Here is a 19,840-nt window from a genome sequence, read left to right as displayed (position 1 = left end):
CCTTTCTAATAATGAAAGGTCTCAAAATGGCCACGCTATTATTTGCAATTTGCTTGATCTCTTTTTTATTAGTTAAAAATTCACCAATTGATCCCATTCAGGCATATATCGGAGCAGATATGTTGAAGGTTGGACCAGAGCAACGTGAAAAAATCGCTGCTTATTGGGGATTGGATCAACCGGTTATGAAACAGTTTTGGACATGGTTTGCTGCAATGGTATCAGGAGATTTAGGAACATCCATGATTTTTCGGCGTCCGGTAGCTGAAGTTATAGGTGAACGTTTTATGCACTCGATCGCTCTTATGAGTACAGCATGGATTTTATCCGGCGTGATCGGGTTTATAATGGGTGTAGTTGCCGCGATGAAAAAAGATACATGGATAGATCGGATCATAAAATGGTATTGTTTTACCCTTGCATCTACCCCTACATTTTGGATGGGACTTCTCTTTTTAATAGTATTTGCTGTATGGTTAGGGTGGTTTCCGATTGGAATGGGAGTACCAGTAGGCATGCTAGCAGAAGAAGTTACATTAATGGATCGAATTAAACATCTAATTTTACCTGCATTGACACTTAGTTTCATAGGAGTTGCAAACGTTGCCCTGCATACCCGTCAAAAGCTAATTGATGTACTGTCAAGTGAATACATTTTATTTGCAAGAGCTAGAGGTGAGCGTGGTTTTCAATTGTTTTGGAGACATGGGTTGCGCAACATTGCTTTGCCAGCCATTACACTCCAATTTGCATCTTTTAGTGAATTGTTTGGTGGAGCAGTCCTGGCAGAGCAAGTTTTTTCATATCCGGGTCTTGGACAAGCCACTGTAGAAGCTGGACTTCGAGGAGATGTTCCGTTATTACTTGGATTAGTGATTGCTAGTGCTATGTTTGTATTTATAGGCAATCTAGTAGCAGACCTTATTTACTTACTTATAGACCCAAGGATGAGAGAGGTGCGTTCTTATGAAGACTAAAAAGCTTAACCGTCCTTATCCTAAATGGAATCAAAGACAGCAAACCATTTTTATTTTGGTAGTTGCACTTACTTTGCTAGTAAGTGTGATTTTAGGAGGTTCATTACTTAATAGTGACCGACTCGTCTCAAACTTACAGTTTCGAAACGCACCTCCATCTCTAGAGTATTTTTTCGGTACAGATTGGTTAGGTAGGGATATGTTTACGCGAACGATAATGGGTCTTACATTAAGTATCGGAGTAGGTGCAATCGGGGCAATATGCAGTACAACCATTGCGGTGTTTTTAGGCTTAGTAGCTGCGACCATGGGTAAAGTCGCTGATAATATTGTAACATGGCTAATTGATCTTTTCTTAAGTGTCCCGCATCTAGTCACACTTATTTTGATTGCATTTGCATTTGGAGGTGGACTAAAAGGTGTAGTCATTGGCATTGCTCTTACACATTGGCCAAGTCTTGCTCGAGTAATTCGATCAGAGGTTATGCAGCTTAGATCAGCAGAATTTGTACAGATTTCTCACAAAATGGGCAAGTCCCGGTGGTGGATTGCAAAGAAACATATAATGCCACATTTAATTCCACAAATCACTGTTGGGATATTATTACTATTTCCACATGCAATTCTGCATGAAGCGGCGGTTACGTTTTTGGGGTTAGGATTATCTCCACATCAGCCTGCAGTTGGAATAATACTTTCAGAATCAATGCGTTATCTATCAACAGGTATGTGGTGGCTTGCATTCTTTCCGGGAATTTGTTTGCTTATGATTGTACTTTTATTTGATGTGATTGGAGAAAAACTACGTATGTTAATAGATCCTCACAGAGCGCATCATTAATCTTGTAGGTTTTTTATAGAGGTAGGAGATGAGGGGATTATGTCAAAACCAATACTTGAAGTACGTGATTTATCAATTTCATTTACACAGTACACAGGTGTTTTTCGCCAGAAAACTAATAAAGTAATTTCTAGTTTAAATATAGAAATGATACCGGGTGAAATTATTGCAATAGTCGGTGCAAGTGGATCGGGGAAAAGTCTATTAGCACATGCTATTCTTGGCATTCTTCCAAACAATGCACAAATCAGTGGTTTGATAAAATTTGAAGGGGAAGAATTAACATCTATACGGCAAGCTGAAATAAGAGGGAAAGACATTGTTATCGTTCCGCAATCTGTAAACTTTTTAGATCCTCTAATGAAAGTCGGTAAACAGGTACGTGCTGCTGTCAACGAGGGCGATCGTATAAAAGCCCAAAGATATGTATTTGATCGCTATCATTTAGAAACACATGTCGAAAACAACTACCCATTTGAACTTTCTGGGGGTATGGCTAGACGAATATTAGTTTCAACGGCAATGGTTAGTGGTGCTCGCGTCGTAATTGCTGATGAACCTACGCCTGGATTAGATTCAATCGTTATAGAAGAAGCGCTAAATAATTTTCGTGAGTTCGCGGACAAGGGCTGTGCTGTTATGCTAATTACTCATGATATTGAATCAGCATTAAAAATTGCCGACAAAATTGCAGTATTTTATGCAGGAACAACAGTTGAAATAGCACCAGTAGCTGATTTTAGTGGGAAAGGTGAATCGTTGCGTCATCCGTACAGTAAAGCATTATGGAGAGCGTTGCCGCAAAATGATTTTATTCCGATTTCTGGTTTTCAGCCCCTGGCTTCTGCGTTGCCACAAGGATGTCTATTTGCCCCTCGCTGTGAACAAGCTACATCTGAATGTTCTTCTAAACAGCCGGAAATTAAAAGTCTGCGTGAAGGAATGGTGAGGTGTTTCCATGCAACTTAAAGCAAACAATTTAGGAGCGCGTTATGGTAAAGGGGCTTGGTTATTTAGAGGAATTGACTTCTCTCTTGAAGCAGGGGAGATTGTTGGTTTACTAGGTCCTAGTGGTTGTGGGAAAACAACATTTAGCCGGATGTTATCAGGCTATGATTCCCCTGAGGAAGGCTATGTAACTCTAAATGAGAATCCATTGCCAACTCAAAGCTATTCACCCGTTCAACTTGTATTTCAACATCCTGAGAAAGCTGTAAATCCACGTTGGAAAATGAAGAAAATCCTCAACGAAGGGTGGGAGCCTGATCAGCAGCTTCTTTCCATGCTAGGGATTCAGGAAGAATGGTTGACTCGATGGCCGAACGAATTATCAGGCGGGGAATTACAGCGGTTTTGTGTAGCTCGATCACTAAGTCCGGAAACACGATTTCTGATTGCAGATGAGATGACTACGATGTTAGACGCCATTACACAAGCCCAAATTTGGAATGCAGTTTTAGATATTGCGAGTGAACGAAAAATGGGGATTCTAATTATCAGTCATGAATGGAATCTTATGAAAAGACTTTGTACTAAAGTCGTTGATTTTAAGAAACTGATTAGCGTTTAAAGCAAATTAAATTATTTTTACTTTTATTAAGGAGATGTTATTTCTGCCAAAGGGCGGAGATAGCATCTTTTTTTAGTTTTTTTAGATTAAGTTTGGTTCTTTTTTATATTGTTTTTAGGATGTTCCGTCTATAAGAACGATTAATACATTTTTTTAAGCTTAAGCGTTATTATTTTTATAAAATGTTAGTAAATTACTGTTAAGGAGGAGTATAATTTTACTAAGTATTCCAAATTTTAGACATTTTTACTTCTTCGAACAGTAGAATATCGTCTTTTATAAAGATGGAGGCATTTATATGCGTTTATTTATTTTCATGTTATGTCAAACAATTTTTTCGATTATTTTACATGGTTCTAGGCCGCTAGTCTCTTTATATTCTCATTCATTAGGCGTAAATGAAGCAGTAATTGGGCTACTTGTCTCCGGATTTGCAGTTATGCCGATGCTGTTTGCCATTAAAATTGGCAAGTGGTTGGACGTATTTGGAGCACGAAAATTAACTGTAATAGGTGGAACAGGTATCGGACTTGCATTTATAATCCCTGCTCTTTATCCCCATATTTATGCCTTGTTTCTCTCCCAATTAATAATGGGAATTAGTCATTTAGCCACACTTGTTTCGCTTCAAAAAACAGTTGGAAATTATCCTGGAAATAGGGATAAACTAATGGCAACGTTTAGTTTAACTGGATCATTTGGTGAATTAGTTGGACCATTGGCATCAGGTTACCTATATGAATACTACGGTTTTGCATTTTCCTATAGAGTAGCATTCTTTTTGACAATTATCGCTATAATGTCAGCTTTCTTGGTTAAAAGTGAGCATTGGAACACAAGAAAGGATGAATCATTGCAGCCACCGCAAAATAGTGGAAAAGAATCCACATGGAAATTATTAAAACAAGTTAATCTTCGTAAAGCTGTTCTTATAAGTGGATTGGTTCTTTATTCAAAAGATTTGTTTGTTGCTTATTTTCCTGTTTATGCTAGTCAAAATGGTATGGGTGCATCCGAAATAGGTATTCTCCTGTCTGTTATGGCAGCAGCAGCTATTCTAGTCAGGATCATTCAATTTAAATTGGTACATACATATGGTCGAGGGAAAGTAATTTTATATACTTTATCTTTAAGCGGTATTTCATTCGTATTAATTCCATTCTTTACAAATCAAATTATGTTAGGTTTTTTAGTCATGTTACTAGGTGCGGGTTTAGGCTTGGGGCAACCGATTAGTTTAGTTTATGCCTTAAATGTAAGTCCTGCACATCGACAAGGAGAGGTACTAGGTTTAAGATTGACGTTTAATCGGGGGTCCCAATTCATTGCACCGTTCATATTTGGTAGTATTGGTACAATGGCGGGGATTTCGCCTGTATTTTGGTTAAGCGGACTCGTATTAATGGTTGGTGCGAAATATACGAGGATGAGAAAGGAAGATTCTAATATTCCGCAAATTAAAAAAGAAAAAACAGCAGAATAGCTTATTAACTGTGAGTTTCCTGAAAGAAGGGATTCAATGTATTACTGCTTATTGTTTCTACATTTGATTTATGCAATTGCATTACATGGGTCAAAGCCAATTGTATCACTTTACGCAGACTCCCTCGGGGCATCGACTATACTGATAGGTATACTCGTGGCAGCTTACTCTGTTTTTCCGATGTTAATTGCTATTAAAGTTGGTAAATGGCTTGATCATCATGGTGCAAAAAAACTTCTATTAAGCGGTGCTACTTTAATTATTTTTGCAGTGTTATGTCCGGTATTTCTTCCAAACATAACAGGGCTGTTTATTTTACAAATTCTCTTTGGTATTGCCCAAATCTTTGTAAACGTATCTATACAAAAAACAGTCGGAAATTTAGAAGGATCACGTGACCAATTAATTGCAACATTGAGTTTTGTAGCATCCTCTGGTGGATTAATTGGTCCGCTATTATGTGGGTATACATACGAACATTTAGGTTTTAAATCTACTTATATAGCTTTGTTCGTACTCGTATTAATTTCGTGGTTGTTTGTTGTAATTATACCCGCTAAAAACTATCCTAAATTTAACTTCAAGCAACAAGTAAAACAAACTTCCTCGTTTAGTTTACTTAAGAAAGTAAGTCTTAGAAACGCATTAATTATTAGCGGACTTTCAATATATTCAAAAGATTTATTTGCAGCATACTTTCCAATATTAGCAAGTGATAAAGGATTAAGTGCTAGTACCATTGGATTACTTCTTTCTCTTTCAGCTGGTGCTTCAATGGTCGTTCGCTTATTGCAAGCAGTTTTAGTTCATCGCTTTGGCCGTGGCTCGGTACTACTTACAACACTAATACTAAGCGGAATTAGTTACCTAGCGATCCCTTTTTTGGATGACCCAATAATCATGGCCAGTTTTGTAGTGTTATTAGGTGCTGGGCTAGGACTGGGTCAGCCTTTAAGTTTAGTTTATGCTCTAAACTCATCACCTCCTGAACGCCAAGGTGAAGTACTTGGCCTTCGATTAACGTTTAATCGCGCTGCACAAGTGATTGCACCTTTGATGTTTGGGGCTATAGGAGGATTATCTGGAGTAAAATTAATTTTTTGGGCTAGTGGTGCGATTTTATTTATTGGAACTTATTTTACTCGAACATCTGCTAATGAAGAGATGCCAGATGAACAATTGGTAAAAAGTAAATAATACGTAGAAAACTTCCATTTATGGGAGTTTTCTACACATTCATAGCAAAAAAGTATTCAGACCATTCCGTATAGAAGAACCCTCCCGTTTTTTTTGGTCTCATAGCAATTAGAATAATAGTAATTACGATTTAAGGGAGGATTATATGAGCAATAATCTTGAACTCACTTTTGCATGTTGGAATTATGATCGAATTAGTGCGTTAACAAATGGAACTGTCTCTCCAAAAGGAATTGATTTAAGGTGGCTTAATTTACCTGTTGAAGAAACTTTTTTTAGAATGATGAGAAATCAAGAGTTTGATGTAGCCGAACTGTCATTATCATCCTATTTGTTAGCTAAAGATCGTGGCTTTCCAAATTTCACAGCGATACCAGTTTTTATGTCGCGTTCGTTTAGACATTCGGGTATTTATATAAATGTTAATTCTGGAATTAACAGTCCTGAAGATTTAAAAGGGAAACGAGTGGGTATTCCTGAATATCAATTAACCGCATGCTTATGGATTCGAGGTATCTTAGAACATGAATATGATGTGAAACCATCAGACATGTTTTGGTTAACCGGTGGACAAGAAACACCTGGTCGAATTGAAAAGTTTAAATTGGATTTGCCATCAGATGTTCATATTGAACCAATTGGCGAAACACAAACTTTAAATGCTATGCTCGAATCTGGTGAAATTGACGCCTTTATTGCACCGCGAGCTCCCTCTAGTTTCTTGAAGAGTTCTCCAAATGTAAAACGATTATTTGAAAATTATGAGGTAGTGGAGAAGGAGTATTTTAGCAGAACAGGAATTTTCCCAATTATGCATGTAGTAGCCATTAAGGATGAAATTTTAGAAAGAAATCCTTGGGTGGCAGCAAACTTATATCAAGCATTTGTTCAAGCTAAAAATGAAGTATATGAAGGCTTTAAACAAACTGCTGCACTGAAAGTTACGCTCCCATGGCTACAAAGTGAGCTTGAGAGAACGAAAGCAATTATGGGTGAAGATTTTTGGCCATATGGATTTGCGAATAATATCAAAACGATTGAGGCTGCGATTCAATATTCATATGAACAAGGTATGATTAAGAATAAGCTTAACGCTGAAGATTTATTTGCAAAAACAACTATGGAGGAATTTGTAATATAAGAACTCAAGACTGTTTTCTTTTGGAAATAAAATAATCATGCAATTGAAGACCAAATCGCATAGGATTTGGTCTTTTAAAGTTAATAGGTATGGTCTCAACATTTTAGAAAAAGTTAGAGAGTGTAATATTACAATCAGCGCTTAATAATAGCTGCGACTCATTTATATCTGAAACTTTGCTCTAGATATAACATACGATTGTCCATGTACCGTATGCAAGAACGTTTGGTACTAATTTAATCCGTCACCATTTATTCTATAAATAGAGTAATGTGTTGTTATCTAAACCAAGGAGAGGGCGATTCATAAATGATGAATAAAATAAAAGCTGCGGTTGCGGTTAATGATAGAAAAACTGAGATTCAGGAATTTCCTTTTCCTGATATTCCTGCTGACGCGGGTCTTTTAAAGGTAGAAATTGTCGGGGTATGTGGAACGGATGTGGATTATTATCGAAAAAAGCAAACTCCACGGATTTTAGGTCATCATGTTGTAGGGAGAATCGAACAGATAGGAGAAATTGCTTCAAAAAAATGGGATGTATCTTCAGGTGATCGAATTGTAATGGAAGAATACATTCCTTGTGGTCAATGTATTCATTGTCGTAAAGGAATGTATCGCTCATGCTTAGATACAGATCCTAGAGCAAATGGTATTCGCTATGGAGCAACACCTATTGATGTTTCACCTGCTCTATATGGTGGGTTCTCACAATACATGTATTTACACCCAAATGCTGTAATTCACAAAATTTCGGAGCATGTTCTCGACGTTGAAGCATCCTTTGTGTTGCCGCTTTCCAATGGCTTTGAATGGATGTGTATCGAAGGAAACGTTAGTCCGGGTAAGGTTGTTTTAATTCAAGGTCCAGGTCAGCAAGGATTAGCGTGCGCACTTGCTGCTAAATACGCAGGTGCTGAAGTTATTGTTACAGGGAGATCAACTAGTTTAAAAAGATTAGAATTAGCTAAAAAATTAGGCGTGGATCATATAATTAATATTCATGAGGAAGATTTAGTTGAAAAGGTCAAAGAAATAACAAAAGGAAAGATGGTCGATCTTATATTGGATGTAACCTCCGGTGGCAGCGGTCCTGTGCAATCCTCTTTAGCTGTTGCTAATAAAGGCGCTACTATCATACTTGGTGCTTATAAATATCAGAAACTATCGGAATTTGATATTGATGAAGTTATTAAGAAAACGATTACTATCAAAGGTGTTCGCGGCCATAGCTATCAATCGGTTGAAATGGCAATTGAGTGTATAGAATCTGGAAAGTTTCCAATCAAAATTATGAATTCTCATAACTATCCTTTAGACCAAACTGACGCAGCCCTAAAAACAGCTGGAGGGGAAGGAGAGCCCTTTCCATTATTAGTCACTGTTTCACCATGGATATAGTTAGAATGTAAGCATATATAGAGAAACCCATCATATCTTAATGATGGGTTTTTTAACTTATAAAGATAGTATTACTAACTCATTACCATGTAGCCCATTTTTTTGGAGATATGTTCAGCAGAAGCCTTCACTTCTTTGGCATATTTAGGGATTGTTTTCCGATTCATTCTTTGAACTGGTCCAACGATGTTTATAGCCGCTATAATTTCATTGTTATGGTTAAAAATTGGTGCAGCGATTGAGCATACACCTACAATATATTCCTCATTGCTAACTGCATAGCCTATTTGCTTAATTCGTTCGAATTCATCTTTTAATATATCTGGCTTAATAATGGTATAGTTCGTAAACTTTTCCAAACCAGAGTTTAAAATTTCATCAACAAAAGTAGGGGATTTATAAGCAAGAATCACTTTACCAGAACTTGTACAATGTAATGGATTTTTGCTACCAACTTTTGTCGTAATTCGTACAGGTTGATCGCATTCAATTTTTTGAAGATATACTACCTCTTGTTGGTCTAACAGCACAAGATGTGCCGTTTCATTAACCTTATTTACTAGTTGCTGCAACTCAGGCACTGCCTCTTGATGTATTTCAAGATTTGCCGTTAGCACATTGCTCAATGTAAGGATTGAAAATCCCAAACGATAGCGATTCGTCTCTTTGTTTTTTTTAACAAAGCCTTCGCTAGCAAGGGTGGAAAGTAATCTGCTAACTGTACTTTTTCCGAGACCTAGCTCAGTAGCTAATTCACCTGTCTTTTTCTCTTGATTTGTGTCTGAAAAACTTTTTAATATTTGTAACGCATTTTTAACAGAAGATAGTGTATATTCTTGTTTTGTCGATTTCATGAGATACCTCCTTTTTTGTGTCGAAAACCGCATTTTTATAGTAGAAAATATGAAAAGTAAAAATAAAATCTTGTAAATATTCTGAATAATATGATATCCTTTAATTGTTAAAATTTTAAGTTCTTGTTCTTCTATACGGAAAAAGAAATACAAGAAATGTTTATCAGGTTATTTGTAAAAGGGAAATGGAAGGTGGGGTTATGGTGTCTAAAACAAAAGATTCACTCTCATCTGTAGCAAATGCCATGAGGTTATTAAAGGAGTTTTCAATTGAGGAGCGTGAATTAGGAATTAGCGAGCTGAGCATGAGGCTAGGATTAGCTAAAAGTACAGTTTTCAGATTAATGAATTCGTTAAAAGAAGCTCAATTAGTTGAGAAGAATGAGGAAACAAAGAAATATTATCTTGGTATTGGTGCATTAGAGTTAGGTTTTGTGGTTTACCACTCTCTAGAATTAAGGAAGAAAGCGCTTCCCTATATGGATCAGTTGATGAAACGTACGAGACGTGTTGTCCGCTTAGCGACTTACGATCATGGTGGAATCGTTTATTTGGCAAAAAAACGGCCGGATGAAGATGACCCAACCATATCAGATATCGGAAATAGAGCTCCTGCCTACTGTACATCGGTTGGTAGGGTATTATTAGCTCACCAACCTGAACAAGAGATTATTAGAGTATTGAGTGATAAACTTGCAATCCATACAAGTACTACAAAGATTTGTCCAGAAGTCATAAAAAAAGAATTAACACAAGTACAACAAACGGGATTTGCCGTTACATATGGTGAATATAGAAATGGTGTTGGTTCGGTGGCTGTTCCGATTTATAATGATTTCGGAAGAGTAGTCGGAGCTATTAGTTTAACAGGACCACAAAATTATTTTCATTCAATTAAACTAAATAACTATGTTAATGAACTCAAAATGCATAGTCGATTAATTAGTGAACAACTTGGACTAGAGTTTGCGCTCTAGTTCAAGTTTTTTTATAAACTTAGAATATAATCTATTGCACATACTGTTCAGTTGCAGTGGTCTGCCTGTCATGGAATGGTTCAGTATGGAGGATTTGCAGCTTTCGCATCAGAGCGAGGAAGATTATTTAAAAATTTGATCAGACAATACTGAATAGGGGTACCAACGTCTTGCTACATAAAATTTTTAAACATTATTTATTATTGTTCTGCATAAAGGAACCAATAGTTTTCTGAAAGTTACGAAAGCTTTAAACTGACTTTAATAGTAGTAAATCTTTAAAAAAGGGGATGTTTAAATTGTTAAAGCCAGAGGTAAATGAGAGATTATGCAGAGTAGGTAAAGATACACCGATGGGGGAAGTTTGGAGACGCTATTGGATTCCAGCATTATTGACTGAAGAGTTACCTGAACCAGATAGTGATCCAATACGTGTAAAATTACTTGGGGAAGAGCTACTAGCATTTAGAGACACAGAAGGGAAAGTTGGATTAATAGATGAATGGTGTCCACATCGCCGAGCATCACTATTCTGGGGAAGAAATGAAGAGTGTGGCATGCGCTGTGTATATCATGGTTGGAAGTTTGATAGAGAAGGTCAATGTGTAGATATGCCTAACGAACCTGATGAAAGTAGTTTTAAAAACAAAGTAAAAATTGCTGGATATCCTACTTGGGAAGCGGCAGGAATTGTTTGGACATACATGGGACCAAAAGAAGAAATGCCTGAAAAACCTGACTATGAGTGGTTACGTGTTGGTGAACAATATGTTGGTGTATCTAAAACTTTTGAAAATGCTAACTGGGTGCAAGGATTGGAAGGAGGAATTGACACTTCTCACTCCTCATTCGCCCATAATGAGAATATTAAAGATACAAACGCATTACGAGCAAAGGTTAAAAATCCTAAGCTAGAAGTTGAAAAACGTCCACATGGATTTACGTATGTGGGTATTCGTGACTTAAAAGAACGCGGTGTTTATATTCGTGGTTATCAGTTCATTATGCCTGCTCAACAAATGAGAGGTGCAATGACTAAATGGAAAGATGGGGTAATGGAAGAGTTTCCTAGTATTGCAGGTCACATCTGGGTTCCAATTGATGATGAAAATACGTGGGTGTATAACTTCGTTTACAGTGCAGATCCTGCGATACCATTTACAAAAGAATTTGTTGCTGAACATGAAGCGTTTTTTGGTAGAGGACCAGAAGATGTATTACCTGGCTATCGCCTAGTAAGAAATGCATCAAACAACTATTTGATTGATAGAGATCTACAACGTAACAAAACTTTCACAGGAATTAAAGGTATTAATACTCAGGATTATGCGCTACAAGAAACAATGGAAAAACCTTTACCAGATCGTTCAAAAGAAAGACTTGGAACGGCTGATACTGCTATTATTACAGCACGACAGCTATTGCTTGAAGCTGCAAAGCAATTGGAAGATGGCGATAAAAATCTAAGGGGTATAGATCCATCAACACATAATGATGTACGTGGTTGTGATAAATTATTGCCACCAGGAAACGTAGATTGGCGCGAAGCATTAAAAGAAGACCTAAAATCTAAATTTAAACCTTTAAATGTATAAAAGTTTACTGCTAATTTAGTTCAACATTTATGTTGGGCTAAATTAGCTCCTCTTATATCTAATCTAATGCAGTAGCAAGAATAGATCTTGTATCTTTTCTAATGAATTATGAAGGTAATAATCCATTAGAAAAGGTATGAGGTACTTAGTAAGAGGAGATTATTAGTTGGAAGTAAATCTAATGAAAAACATATGAAATTATATCTAAAAAAAGTAATTAGCTATTCATACATAACACTTAAACAGCAGACGGATTTTAACACATATATTCAATTATTCATTTTTTTAAGGCTCCAAAAAAGTTAAAGGAGGAGTGTTGGATGGATATAGATTCAATTAAATCTTTTTTACTAATGTCCGAAATCGGCAATTTAACAGAAACTGCGGAACGTTTGTATTTAAGCCCATCATCACTAACAGGAAGAATAAAGAAAATTGAAAAAGAATTAGGGGAAGAACTTTTTATCTTAAAAGGAAGAACCCTATCTTTATCACCAGCTGGTTTGACATTCCTTCATTATGCAAAACAAATATGTGAATTAGAAGAAGAATTGGAGAAACAGCTTCAATTATTAAGTGTAGAGGAACAGCGGTTTAGAATTGGGGTTTCTCCGTCTATATCAACTTATATGTTGCCGAAATTAATTAAAGAGTTTAAAACATTATATCCTAATCTACAGCTTAATCTTATTTCTTTTCCAGGAGGAAAAGTAAGAGAGGCATTAATAAATAATGAAATAGATTTAGGTATTGTTCAAAGTGGGGAAAAATATGAAACCATTGAATTTAAACACTGGTTCTCGGAAAGAGATATTATGGTTGTTTCGGCCAATAATCCATGGGCTGCTAAAAAAGAAATTTATGTTGAGGAATTAAAAAATCAACCATTATTAGCATATCAGCGCTATACCTTTTTGTGGAAGAACAGATTAAAATGGATGTTGCAACATGGTGTCAATCCTTGGATTGGCCTAGAATTAAGCCATATTGAAACAGTAAAGGAAATATTATTAAACGATTATGGCTATTCATTTTTACCGATACATGGTATTGAGAACGAACTAAAGAATGAGCAATTAATTGAGGTTAAGATTCATGGAGCCCCGTCATGGACAAGAGAAACATATTTTATATCAAATAAAAATAAGCCGCTCCCAGCTATATATCATGATTTTATTGATTACGCTATTTCGAAAATAGCAAGTGATCACTTTCAAAAAGAGGGGAAACTAATATCATGAACTTAGATACATTGCAGATGGAGACGTTTTTAACTGTTGTAAGGGAAAAAAATTTTAGACGAGCAGCCAAATTACTTAATGTATCTCAACCAACAGTTACACTAAGAATTAAAGCGTTGGAACAGAATATAGGTGCACAATTAATTAATAGAAGTGATAACCAAATCACATTAACACCTGCAGGGCAAACTGTTATTAAGTATATTGAAAAAATTATTTTTGTAATTTCGGAAGTAAAGGATCATCTTTCAGGAATTTCGTCTTCCAATAACCGTTATTCCATTGCAGCAATTCCTTCATTTTGTACTTATGCATTTCCGGCGATTCTACAGGAAAAAAATGCGTTGGCACAAACACAATTTACAATAAAAAATGTAACCTCTATGAAGGTATTACAACTTGTCTCCGATGGCGCAGTTGAATTTGGTGTTATGCGTGGTCCTTTTAATAGTACTCTCGCTGAGAATGTCGAAGCAAAGGTATTATATGATGAACGAATTTTCCTTGCGCAATCAAAAATTCAGAGTGAGAACCTTGATAAGGAAGTTACAATTGAAGACGTTCTTAAACAAAATATTATTACATTTGAAAGAAGATTTTGGTCGTTTTTTGAAAATCGTGTATTAGAGCTTGGACTAAATTTTAATGCAGAATTAATTGTAGACAGTGAAATCACTGCTAAAAAACTAGTAGCAGAAGGACTTGGGGTAACATTGCTGCCTGAGTTTTCAATCAGAAATAGTGATGATGAGTTTTTATCTTTCAAAGAGATTGAAGATTTTAAGATTACAAGAAGTGCTTATTTAGTATATAGGAAAGATACAAATGAAGAGCTAGTTGACAAATTCTACAATTGGGTCCAACAGAGCCTAAATCGAAGAAGTAAATTTAATGTTTTTAAACAAAATGAAACAATCAAATAGTGAAGAGACAAATATATCAACCCACCTCTTGGTGGGTTTTTGTATAGTATTCAATAGATAATTAATGTGAATGAAAAGGAGATGGACTAATGGACAGTAATCTAGTAATAAAAACATGCGGTGTGATTGGATTGGGAAGTATGGGAAAACCAATGGCAAATCATATAAAAAATAATGGGTACAGGGTAATAGGATATGATATTAACCAAGAAATGATAACAGCTGCTGCAGCTTTAGGTATTAAAACTACTCCTTCAATTGTTACGATTGGAGAAAAGTCAGATTTAGTATTAATTATGGTACAAAATGATCAACAAGTAAGGGAAATTATCTTAAGTGAAAATGGACTTGTAAATACATTAAGGAAGGAGACAATCATATGTATTGCAAGTTCGATTTCACCTTTTACATGTAAAGAGATCGAAATTATAACGAAACAAAAGGGAATTAGACTATTAGACACACCTGTATGTTTGGGTCAAGAGGCTTGTAATAATGGAACACTAACCGTTTTCGTTGGCGGAGAAGAAATAGACTATGAGAGAGCAAAACCAGTGCTTGAATCATTTGCTACGCACGTGATTCATGTTGGAGAGAGTGGTGTAGGTCAAATTGCTAAAACAGCTAATAATCTTCTGTTGTGGGCAAGTATGACAGCAAATTTTGAAATTTTATCTCTTGCAAAAAACTTAAATGTTGACATTTCAAAACTAATTGAAGCATTGATGTATAGCAGCGGTGCGAATTGGTCATTATCACGTTGGGGTAAAAGTACAGGGAAATGGTCCGAAAAGGATATGGACGTAGCTTTAGAATTAGCACAGCAAGCACAAACACCAATGCCATTATGTGGACTAGTAGATCAATTAGTCAAAAATATAAATCAAGAAAAAATGAGACAGTTATTTTCATAACGATGGTAAATTAAAAAATGGATATTTGAATTATTGCCAATATGCTTATAACTGAATTCATTATCAGGCGATAAAAAATAGGTTGTTTTTTCAGAATATAACAAATTATATAATAATTACTAATGAGAGGTTAACCCTATTCTAATAGTGTCAGCAAGAATTAATAGATAGGGCTAATACAGGCTAAGCCTTTTAATAACCGAAAGAGAGGAGCAATACCATATGGGTCAGGAATCACATTATCATAGCAAAAAAGATAGGATCTTTGTAAGAGGCATACAAGGTAAATATAATTTACAACATGAATTGGAAAAGCTACGTTCTCAACCAAGGGTACGTAAAGGAAAGGACATTAAGTTTAACGATGGGCCACAAACATTCAGCAAGCATTATATGGAACCGGTAGATGGAATGACACAAACGTTTCATATTCATTTAGAGGAGTATGGCCCAGGAGCGAAATCTCAAAAACACGGTCATGTCAATGAAGCGGCTTTTTATATTTTGGATGGTAAAGGTTATGAGGTTCATGATGAAATTCGTTACGATTGGGAGGCTGGGGATGTAGCGATTGTTCATAATAATTGCGTGCATCAACATTTTAATGCTGATAAACATAAACCAGCTAGAGCATTAGTTATTAAAACGAAACCGATGTATATGTTTATGAACATGTTATTCCAAAAACAAGTAGAACCGCGACCAACTGAGCCAACTCCAGAGGGCGTAGGCTTTAAAGCTAGAGAATATGAGGACGTAGAAGAGTAAATTACTTTATTTAAAAAATATAAAAGGATAGAAGGAGGAGCATACATGGTGTTTGGAGAGTCAAAAGTTTGGAGACAAGGGAATGAGAGCGGTACTTATTATCAAGATTTATTAGAAGATGCCACTACAAAGCCTGCACGAGATGCGCAAAGGAAAAAAATAATAAAATCAGAGGAAATGCCGTGGGAAATGGCTAGACAAGGATTATTGAAGCATTTGCTCAATGAACAAATGAACACGCGTATGGAAACTGTAGATGCATATATGCAAATTATTCCACCTGGAAGCCGTTCTGGTAAACACCGTCATTTAGCAGAGGAATGTTTGTATGTACTTGAAGGAAAAGGCTATGACCTTCATCAGGATTGTGATGTCGAAATTACCGACAAATATAAGTGGGTCCCACAGGATAATGTGCAAAAATTCGAGTGGGAAGCAGGCGATTTAGTATATATCCCACCAAACACTATTCATCAGCATTTTAATGCAGATCCGGATAAACCTGTTCGATTAATTTCTGCTATTAACCGAATTTATAAGAATTGTGGTTTAAACGATTTAGAGCAAATTGAAGATGCTCCGGAGTATGATAAAAATGTAAAGTTAAATGCCGAAAAAGTTCAGGAATTTATTGACCAAGCACGAAAAGCTTCAAACGTTAACAAATAGATTCTATATAAATAGACCTCTTACGATGAGTAGGAGGTTTTATTTAAAAAACAATACACAATAGATTTAGATGATAGGGAGTAAATCAAAATAATAAATGAAATCAGAAATATTTCGAATTTTTGATCAGATTATTAAAATGATCAAGTAGTTTAAAAAATGAAATAAGTGTAGAGTAATAGTAGCAAGCATGGTCTACTACAAAAAAGGAAAAATCCAACTTTAATAGACTGAATATTTTAAATCTTACAACACAAGCAACGAGAGCGACTTTATCGAAAAACAAAATGTGATTAAAAAGGAGTGAGAAAATGGGAATTCCGAAACTGAAAGGTCCAGAACCTACCTTGCGATCACTAGGAGATGGCAAAAGGTTTGATTTTAAGTGGGTGATTATTGGTGTTTCAATATTTGTTGTTATGTACTTTGCTGTAATTCCTTTAGTCTTTTTAATTTGGCAAAGCTTTATGACACCTGCAACACTAAAAACGGAGGCAACTTTTACACTGGGCAATTATGTTAGAGCATATACGGACCCAGAGATACTCGGCTTATTTTCAAATTCGTTTATTTATGCTGTTGGAACATGTTGTATTTCCTTCATCATTGGAACTCTACTAGCATGGTTAAACGAAAGAACAAATACACCGTTCAAATCACTATTTTATGCTTTATCTATCATCCCACTTATCATCCCAGGAATTTTGTTTACTGTTGCTTGGGTATTTTTAGCAAGTCCTGATATTGGAATATTGAACACTGTTTTACAAACTATTTTTAATACAGATAAAGTATTTTTTGATGTTTACTCTATGGGTGGGATGATTTGGGTAGAAGGTTTGCATTACTCACCAATGGCATTCTTATTAATGACAGCTGCCTTCCGTTCTATGGATCCATCTCTTGAAGAATCCGCCATGATGAGTGGAGCCAATATTGGTCAAATTGCATATCAAATTACAATGAAACTTTCCTGGCCTGCAATATTTGCTACTCTACTAATTATGTTCGTTAGAGCTATTGAGTCCTTTGAGGTACCTGCACTTTTAGGATTGCCTGTAGGAATTAAGGTTTTTACATCTTCAATTTATGATGCGATACATCAGTACCCAAGTGATATTGGTCTAGCTTCCTCTTATGCGATTACTATTCTAGCAATTACTACACTTGGAGTATATTTCCAGTCAAAGATTTCGAGCAAGGGAAATAAATATTCTACAATGACCGGTAAAGGATTCCGCCCAAGACAAATGGATCTTGGAAAATGGAGATTCTTAGCAGCTGGTATTATAATTATTTATTTTTCACTAATCGTATTATTACCATTTTTAGTCCTAGTATGGTCTTCGTTACAAGGATACTACCAAACACCATCATTAGCTGCTCTTAAGAATATTACATTTGAAAACTATAAATTTATTTTTGAATATCCAACTGTAGGACGTTCAGCGTGGAATAGTATTCTTCTATCGCTAAGCAGTGCAACTATTATCATGTTATTAACTGCCGTTATTTGTTGGATTGTTGTTAAAACGCAGATCCGTGGACGTTGGTTGCTAGACAATATTGCGTCATTACCAATGGTTTTCCCAGGTTTAGTACTAGGTCTATCGATTATGTTCGTTTATTTAAATTTTGACATTGGAGTATATGGAACCATTTGGATTCTATTTTTCGCCTATATCACTCGTTTTATGCCATATGGATTAAGATATAATACAACGTCAATGCTACAAATCCATAAAGAACTCGAAGAATCGGCAGCGATGAGTGGTGCTACATGGGGCACAACATTCAAAAAAGTAGTCCTGCCACTATTAAAGTCAGGGTTTGTATCAGGATGGATCTACATTGTGATCGTTTCCATTCGAGAACTTTCTACTTCTATTCTCTTATATAGTCCAGGCTCTGAAGTTATCTCGATTGTAATGTGGGAATTATGGCAAAACGGGCAATTTGCTGAATTAAGCGCATTAGGTGTTATTTTTATTGTCTTCCTCTTTATTCTAGTAATGGTTTCACAATATATTAGTAGAAAATTTGGTGTGAAAGAAGCGAGGTAACTATATCTTATACGGAGGTGAAAGCCGTGTTATCTGTTAAAGAATTGTATAAAGAATACACGGGTGATCATGGTAAGCTTGTAAAAGCAGCACAAAATATTTCGTTGGATATTGCAAAAGGAGAATTATTTACCCTTCTTGGTCCGAGTGGCTGTGGAAAAACGACTACTTTAAGATCAATTGCTGGACTTGAAAAACCAAGTTCAGGTGAGATCATTTATGGTGATAGAATTATATATTCATCTGAAAAGAAGATATTTATTGCTCCTAACAAACGTGATATTGGGATGGTATTTCAATCTTATGCGATTTGGCCACATATGAATGTATTTCAAAATGTTGCTTTTCCATTACAGGTTGGGAAAAAGAAATATAGTAAAAAAGAAATAGAAGAAAAAGTATTAAGGGCTTTACATGTAGTTTCATTAGACGGACTTGAGTCAAGAGAAGCGACTAATCTAAGTGGTGGGCAACAACAGCGTCTTGCTTTAGCGAGAGCTCTTGTAATGGAACCTGATCTGTTACTTCTTGATGAACCATTGAGTAATCTAGACGCAAAATTAAGAGAACGTATGCGCTTCGAATTAAAGCGCTTACAAAAGGATTTAGGAATTACAACTATTTATGTTACACACGATCAAAGCGAGGCACTGGCATTATCAAACAAAATCGCTGTAATGTCAGCAGGCTTTATTCAACAAATTGGAACACCGAGAGAAATCTATGAAATGCCTGCAAATGAATTTGTTGCTGATTTTATTGGTACAACCAATTTTGTTTCAGGAAAAATCATTGGTTCCGAAATTGAGCCTGGCTATTATAAAGTTAAGACACAATACGGTGACCTTGTTGCACACTCCATTCGTGATTTGGAAATAGGTGATCAAATTCAAATCTCGATTCGCCCAGAAAATATACATGTCTCGGTTGAAAGACCGGCATTTGAAAATGTATGGACTGCAACATTAGATACAAAATTATTCCTAGGTGAATTCTTAGATTTCCAATTGAGGATTGGGGATGATTTATTAATGGCAAGGGTCCACCCTTCCTTAAGAATCGACCGCGGTAGATCCGTTTTTCTAGGCATGGATCCCGCAAAATGTATTGTTATTGATGATTCTTCTAAAAATAAAATCATTTATAAAGATGATAAAAAAGAAGTGTCATAAACTAAGAGATTAGCGTCTCGTTTACTAGTTTATGTTTATATATTGATCATCAAT

The 19,840-nt window shown here is 35.8% G+C and carries 18 protein-coding genes; 17 read left to right on the top strand and 1 reads right to left on the bottom strand.

Going from position 1 to position 19,840, the window contains the following annotated elements:
- The first annotated feature begins 11 nt into the window (after positions 1 to 11).
- The 8 genes from C1724_RS20610 to C1724_RS20575 all read left to right on the top strand — a co-directional run bounded on the left by C1724_RS20610 (position 12) and on the right by C1724_RS20575 (position 8,610).
- Complete coding sequence (locus tag C1724_RS20610) at positions 12 to 977, top strand: ABC transporter permease (RefSeq protein ID WP_258000481.1); 966 nt, start codon at positions 12 to 14, stop codon at positions 975 to 977.
- Positions 967 to 1,818 carry an ABC transporter permease gene (locus C1724_RS20605; RefSeq protein WP_102348650.1) on the top strand — a complete coding sequence of 284 codons (852 nt, stop codon included), beginning with the start codon at positions 967 to 969 and terminating at the stop codon, positions 1,816 to 1,818. Before C1724_RS20610 ends, C1724_RS20605 begins: the two co-directional genes overlap by 11 nt.
- 39 nt (positions 1,819 to 1,857) lie before the next feature.
- Positions 1,858 to 2,787 (top strand): ABC transporter ATP-binding protein, encoded by a 930-nt coding sequence (locus tag C1724_RS20600; protein ID WP_102348649.1) that lies wholly within the window; start codon positions 1,858 to 1,860, stop codon positions 2,785 to 2,787.
- Positions 2,777 to 3,388 (top strand): ABC transporter ATP-binding protein, encoded by a 612-nt coding sequence (locus tag C1724_RS20595; protein WP_102348648.1) that lies wholly within the window; start codon positions 2,777 to 2,779, stop codon positions 3,386 to 3,388. The genes C1724_RS20600 and C1724_RS20595 overlap by 11 nt, the downstream gene beginning before the upstream one ends.
- 298 nt (positions 3,389 to 3,686) lie before the next feature.
- On the top strand, positions 3,687 to 4,871 hold the full coding sequence (locus C1724_RS20590) for an MFS transporter (RefSeq protein ID WP_102348647.1): 1,185 nt from the start codon (positions 3,687 to 3,689) through the stop codon (positions 4,869 to 4,871).
- Between the two features lie 36 nt (positions 4,872 to 4,907).
- Positions 4,908 to 6,068 carry an MFS transporter gene (locus C1724_RS20585; protein WP_102348646.1) on the top strand — a complete coding sequence of 387 codons (1,161 nt, stop codon included), beginning with the start codon at positions 4,908 to 4,910 and terminating at the stop codon, positions 6,066 to 6,068.
- Positions 6,069 to 6,213: 145 nt separating this feature from the next.
- Entirely contained in the window at positions 6,214 to 7,209 is a 996-nt protein-coding gene (locus C1724_RS20580) for an ABC transporter substrate-binding protein (RefSeq protein WP_102348645.1), read from the top strand.
- Between the two features lie 309 nt (positions 7,210 to 7,518).
- The gene (locus C1724_RS20575; RefSeq protein ID WP_258000480.1) at positions 7,519 to 8,610 is read left to right on the top strand and encodes a zinc-dependent alcohol dehydrogenase; all 1,092 of its coding nucleotides are present in this window, start codon (positions 7,519 to 7,521) and stop codon (positions 8,608 to 8,610) included.
- Between the two features lie 74 nt (positions 8,611 to 8,684).
- Here C1724_RS20575 and C1724_RS20570 read toward each other — a convergent pair whose 3' ends face one another.
- Entirely contained in the window at positions 8,685 to 9,464 is a 780-nt protein-coding gene (locus tag C1724_RS20570) for an IclR family transcriptional regulator (RefSeq protein WP_102348644.1), read from the bottom strand.
- A gap of 203 nt (positions 9,465 to 9,667) precedes the next feature.
- Here C1724_RS20570 and C1724_RS20565 point away from each other — a divergent pair, with 203 nt between their 5' ends.
- The 9 genes from C1724_RS20565 to C1724_RS20525 all read left to right on the top strand — a co-directional run bounded on the left by C1724_RS20565 (position 9,668) and on the right by C1724_RS20525 (position 19,786).
- Complete coding sequence (locus C1724_RS20565; protein WP_180994373.1) at positions 9,668 to 10,441, top strand: IclR family transcriptional regulator; 774 nt, start codon at positions 9,668 to 9,670, stop codon at positions 10,439 to 10,441.
- Between the two features lie 299 nt (positions 10,442 to 10,740).
- The gene (locus tag C1724_RS20560) at positions 10,741 to 12,036 is read left to right on the top strand and encodes a Rieske 2Fe-2S domain-containing protein (RefSeq protein ID WP_102348642.1); all 1,296 of its coding nucleotides are present in this window, start codon (positions 10,741 to 10,743) and stop codon (positions 12,034 to 12,036) included.
- A gap of 320 nt (positions 12,037 to 12,356) precedes the next feature.
- Positions 12,357 to 13,277: a LysR family transcriptional regulator gene (locus tag C1724_RS20555; RefSeq protein ID WP_102348641.1), complete on the top strand. Its 921-nt coding sequence runs from the start codon at positions 12,357 to 12,359 to the stop codon at positions 13,275 to 13,277.
- Entirely contained in the window at positions 13,274 to 14,200 is a 927-nt protein-coding gene (locus C1724_RS20550) for a LysR family transcriptional regulator (protein ID WP_102348640.1), read from the top strand. Before C1724_RS20555 ends, C1724_RS20550 begins: the two co-directional genes overlap by 4 nt.
- Before the next feature lie 89 nt (positions 14,201 to 14,289).
- A complete protein-coding gene (locus C1724_RS20545; RefSeq protein WP_102348639.1) occupies positions 14,290 to 15,114 on the top strand; it encodes an NAD(P)-dependent oxidoreductase in 825 nt (274 codons plus the stop codon).
- A 222-nt stretch (positions 15,115 to 15,336) separates the two neighbouring features.
- Positions 15,337 to 15,882, top strand: a complete 546-nt coding sequence (locus C1724_RS20540) for a cupin domain-containing protein (protein ID WP_102348638.1) — start codon at positions 15,337 to 15,339, stop codon at positions 15,880 to 15,882.
- Positions 15,883 to 15,927: 45 nt separating this feature from the next.
- A complete protein-coding gene (locus C1724_RS20535) occupies positions 15,928 to 16,551 on the top strand; it encodes a cupin domain-containing protein (RefSeq protein WP_102348637.1) in 624 nt (207 codons plus the stop codon).
- A 311-nt stretch (positions 16,552 to 16,862) separates the two neighbouring features.
- Entirely contained in the window at positions 16,863 to 18,614 is a 1,752-nt protein-coding gene (locus C1724_RS20530) for an ABC transporter permease (protein WP_102348636.1), read from the top strand.
- A gap of 26 nt (positions 18,615 to 18,640) precedes the next feature.
- Positions 18,641 to 19,786, top strand: coding sequence for an ABC transporter ATP-binding protein (locus tag C1724_RS20525; protein WP_102348635.1), 1,146 nt, complete (start codon positions 18,641 to 18,643; stop codon positions 19,784 to 19,786).
- The last annotated feature ends 54 nt before the right edge of the window (positions 19,787 to 19,840 follow it).

The organism is Bacillus sp. Marseille-P3661 (genome assembly GCF_900240995.1).
GTDB lineage: Bacteria > Bacillota > Bacilli > Bacillales > Bacillaceae_J > OESV01.
The sequence above is the reverse complement of the archived record's forward strand: the minus strand, read 5'-3'. Positions and strand labels throughout refer to the sequence as shown.

What these genes read in the sequence shown, in the direction of transcription:
- C1724_RS20610 (WP_258000481.1), top strand. Translation starts at nt 12, where the DNA reads ATGAAAGGTCTCAAAATGGCCACGCTATTATTTGCAATTTGCTTGATC.
- C1724_RS20605 (WP_102348650.1), top strand. Translation starts at nt 967, where the DNA reads ATGAAGACTAAAAAGCTTAACCGTCCTTATCCTAAATGGAATCAAAGA.
- C1724_RS20600 (WP_102348649.1), top strand. Translation starts at nt 1,858, where the DNA reads ATGTCAAAACCAATACTTGAAGTACGTGATTTATCAATTTCATTTACA.
- C1724_RS20595 (WP_102348648.1), top strand. Translation starts at nt 2,777, where the DNA reads ATGCAACTTAAAGCAAACAATTTAGGAGCGCGTTATGGTAAAGGGGCT.
- C1724_RS20590 (WP_102348647.1), top strand. Translation starts at nt 3,687, where the DNA reads ATGCGTTTATTTATTTTCATGTTATGTCAAACAATTTTTTCGATTATT.
- C1724_RS20585 (WP_102348646.1), top strand. Translation starts at nt 4,908, where the DNA reads ATGTATTACTGCTTATTGTTTCTACATTTGATTTATGCAATTGCATTA.
- C1724_RS20580 (WP_102348645.1), top strand. Translation starts at nt 6,214, where the DNA reads ATGAGCAATAATCTTGAACTCACTTTTGCATGTTGGAATTATGATCGA.
- C1724_RS20575 (WP_258000480.1), top strand. Translation starts at nt 7,519, where the DNA reads ATGATGAATAAAATAAAAGCTGCGGTTGCGGTTAATGATAGAAAAACT.
- C1724_RS20570 (WP_102348644.1), bottom strand. Translation starts at nt 9,464, where the DNA reads ATGAAATCGACAAAACAAGAATATACACTATCTTCTGTTAAAAATGCG.
- C1724_RS20555 (WP_102348641.1), top strand. Translation starts at nt 12,357, where the DNA reads ATGGATATAGATTCAATTAAATCTTTTTTACTAATGTCCGAAATCGGC.
- C1724_RS20550 (WP_102348640.1), top strand. Translation starts at nt 13,274, where the DNA reads ATGAACTTAGATACATTGCAGATGGAGACGTTTTTAACTGTTGTAAGG.
- C1724_RS20545 (WP_102348639.1), top strand. Translation starts at nt 14,290, where the DNA reads ATGGACAGTAATCTAGTAATAAAAACATGCGGTGTGATTGGATTGGGA.
- C1724_RS20540 (WP_102348638.1), top strand. Translation starts at nt 15,337, where the DNA reads ATGGGTCAGGAATCACATTATCATAGCAAAAAAGATAGGATCTTTGTA.
- C1724_RS20535 (WP_102348637.1), top strand. Translation starts at nt 15,928, where the DNA reads ATGGTGTTTGGAGAGTCAAAAGTTTGGAGACAAGGGAATGAGAGCGGT.
- C1724_RS20530 (WP_102348636.1), top strand. Translation starts at nt 16,863, where the DNA reads ATGGGAATTCCGAAACTGAAAGGTCCAGAACCTACCTTGCGATCACTA.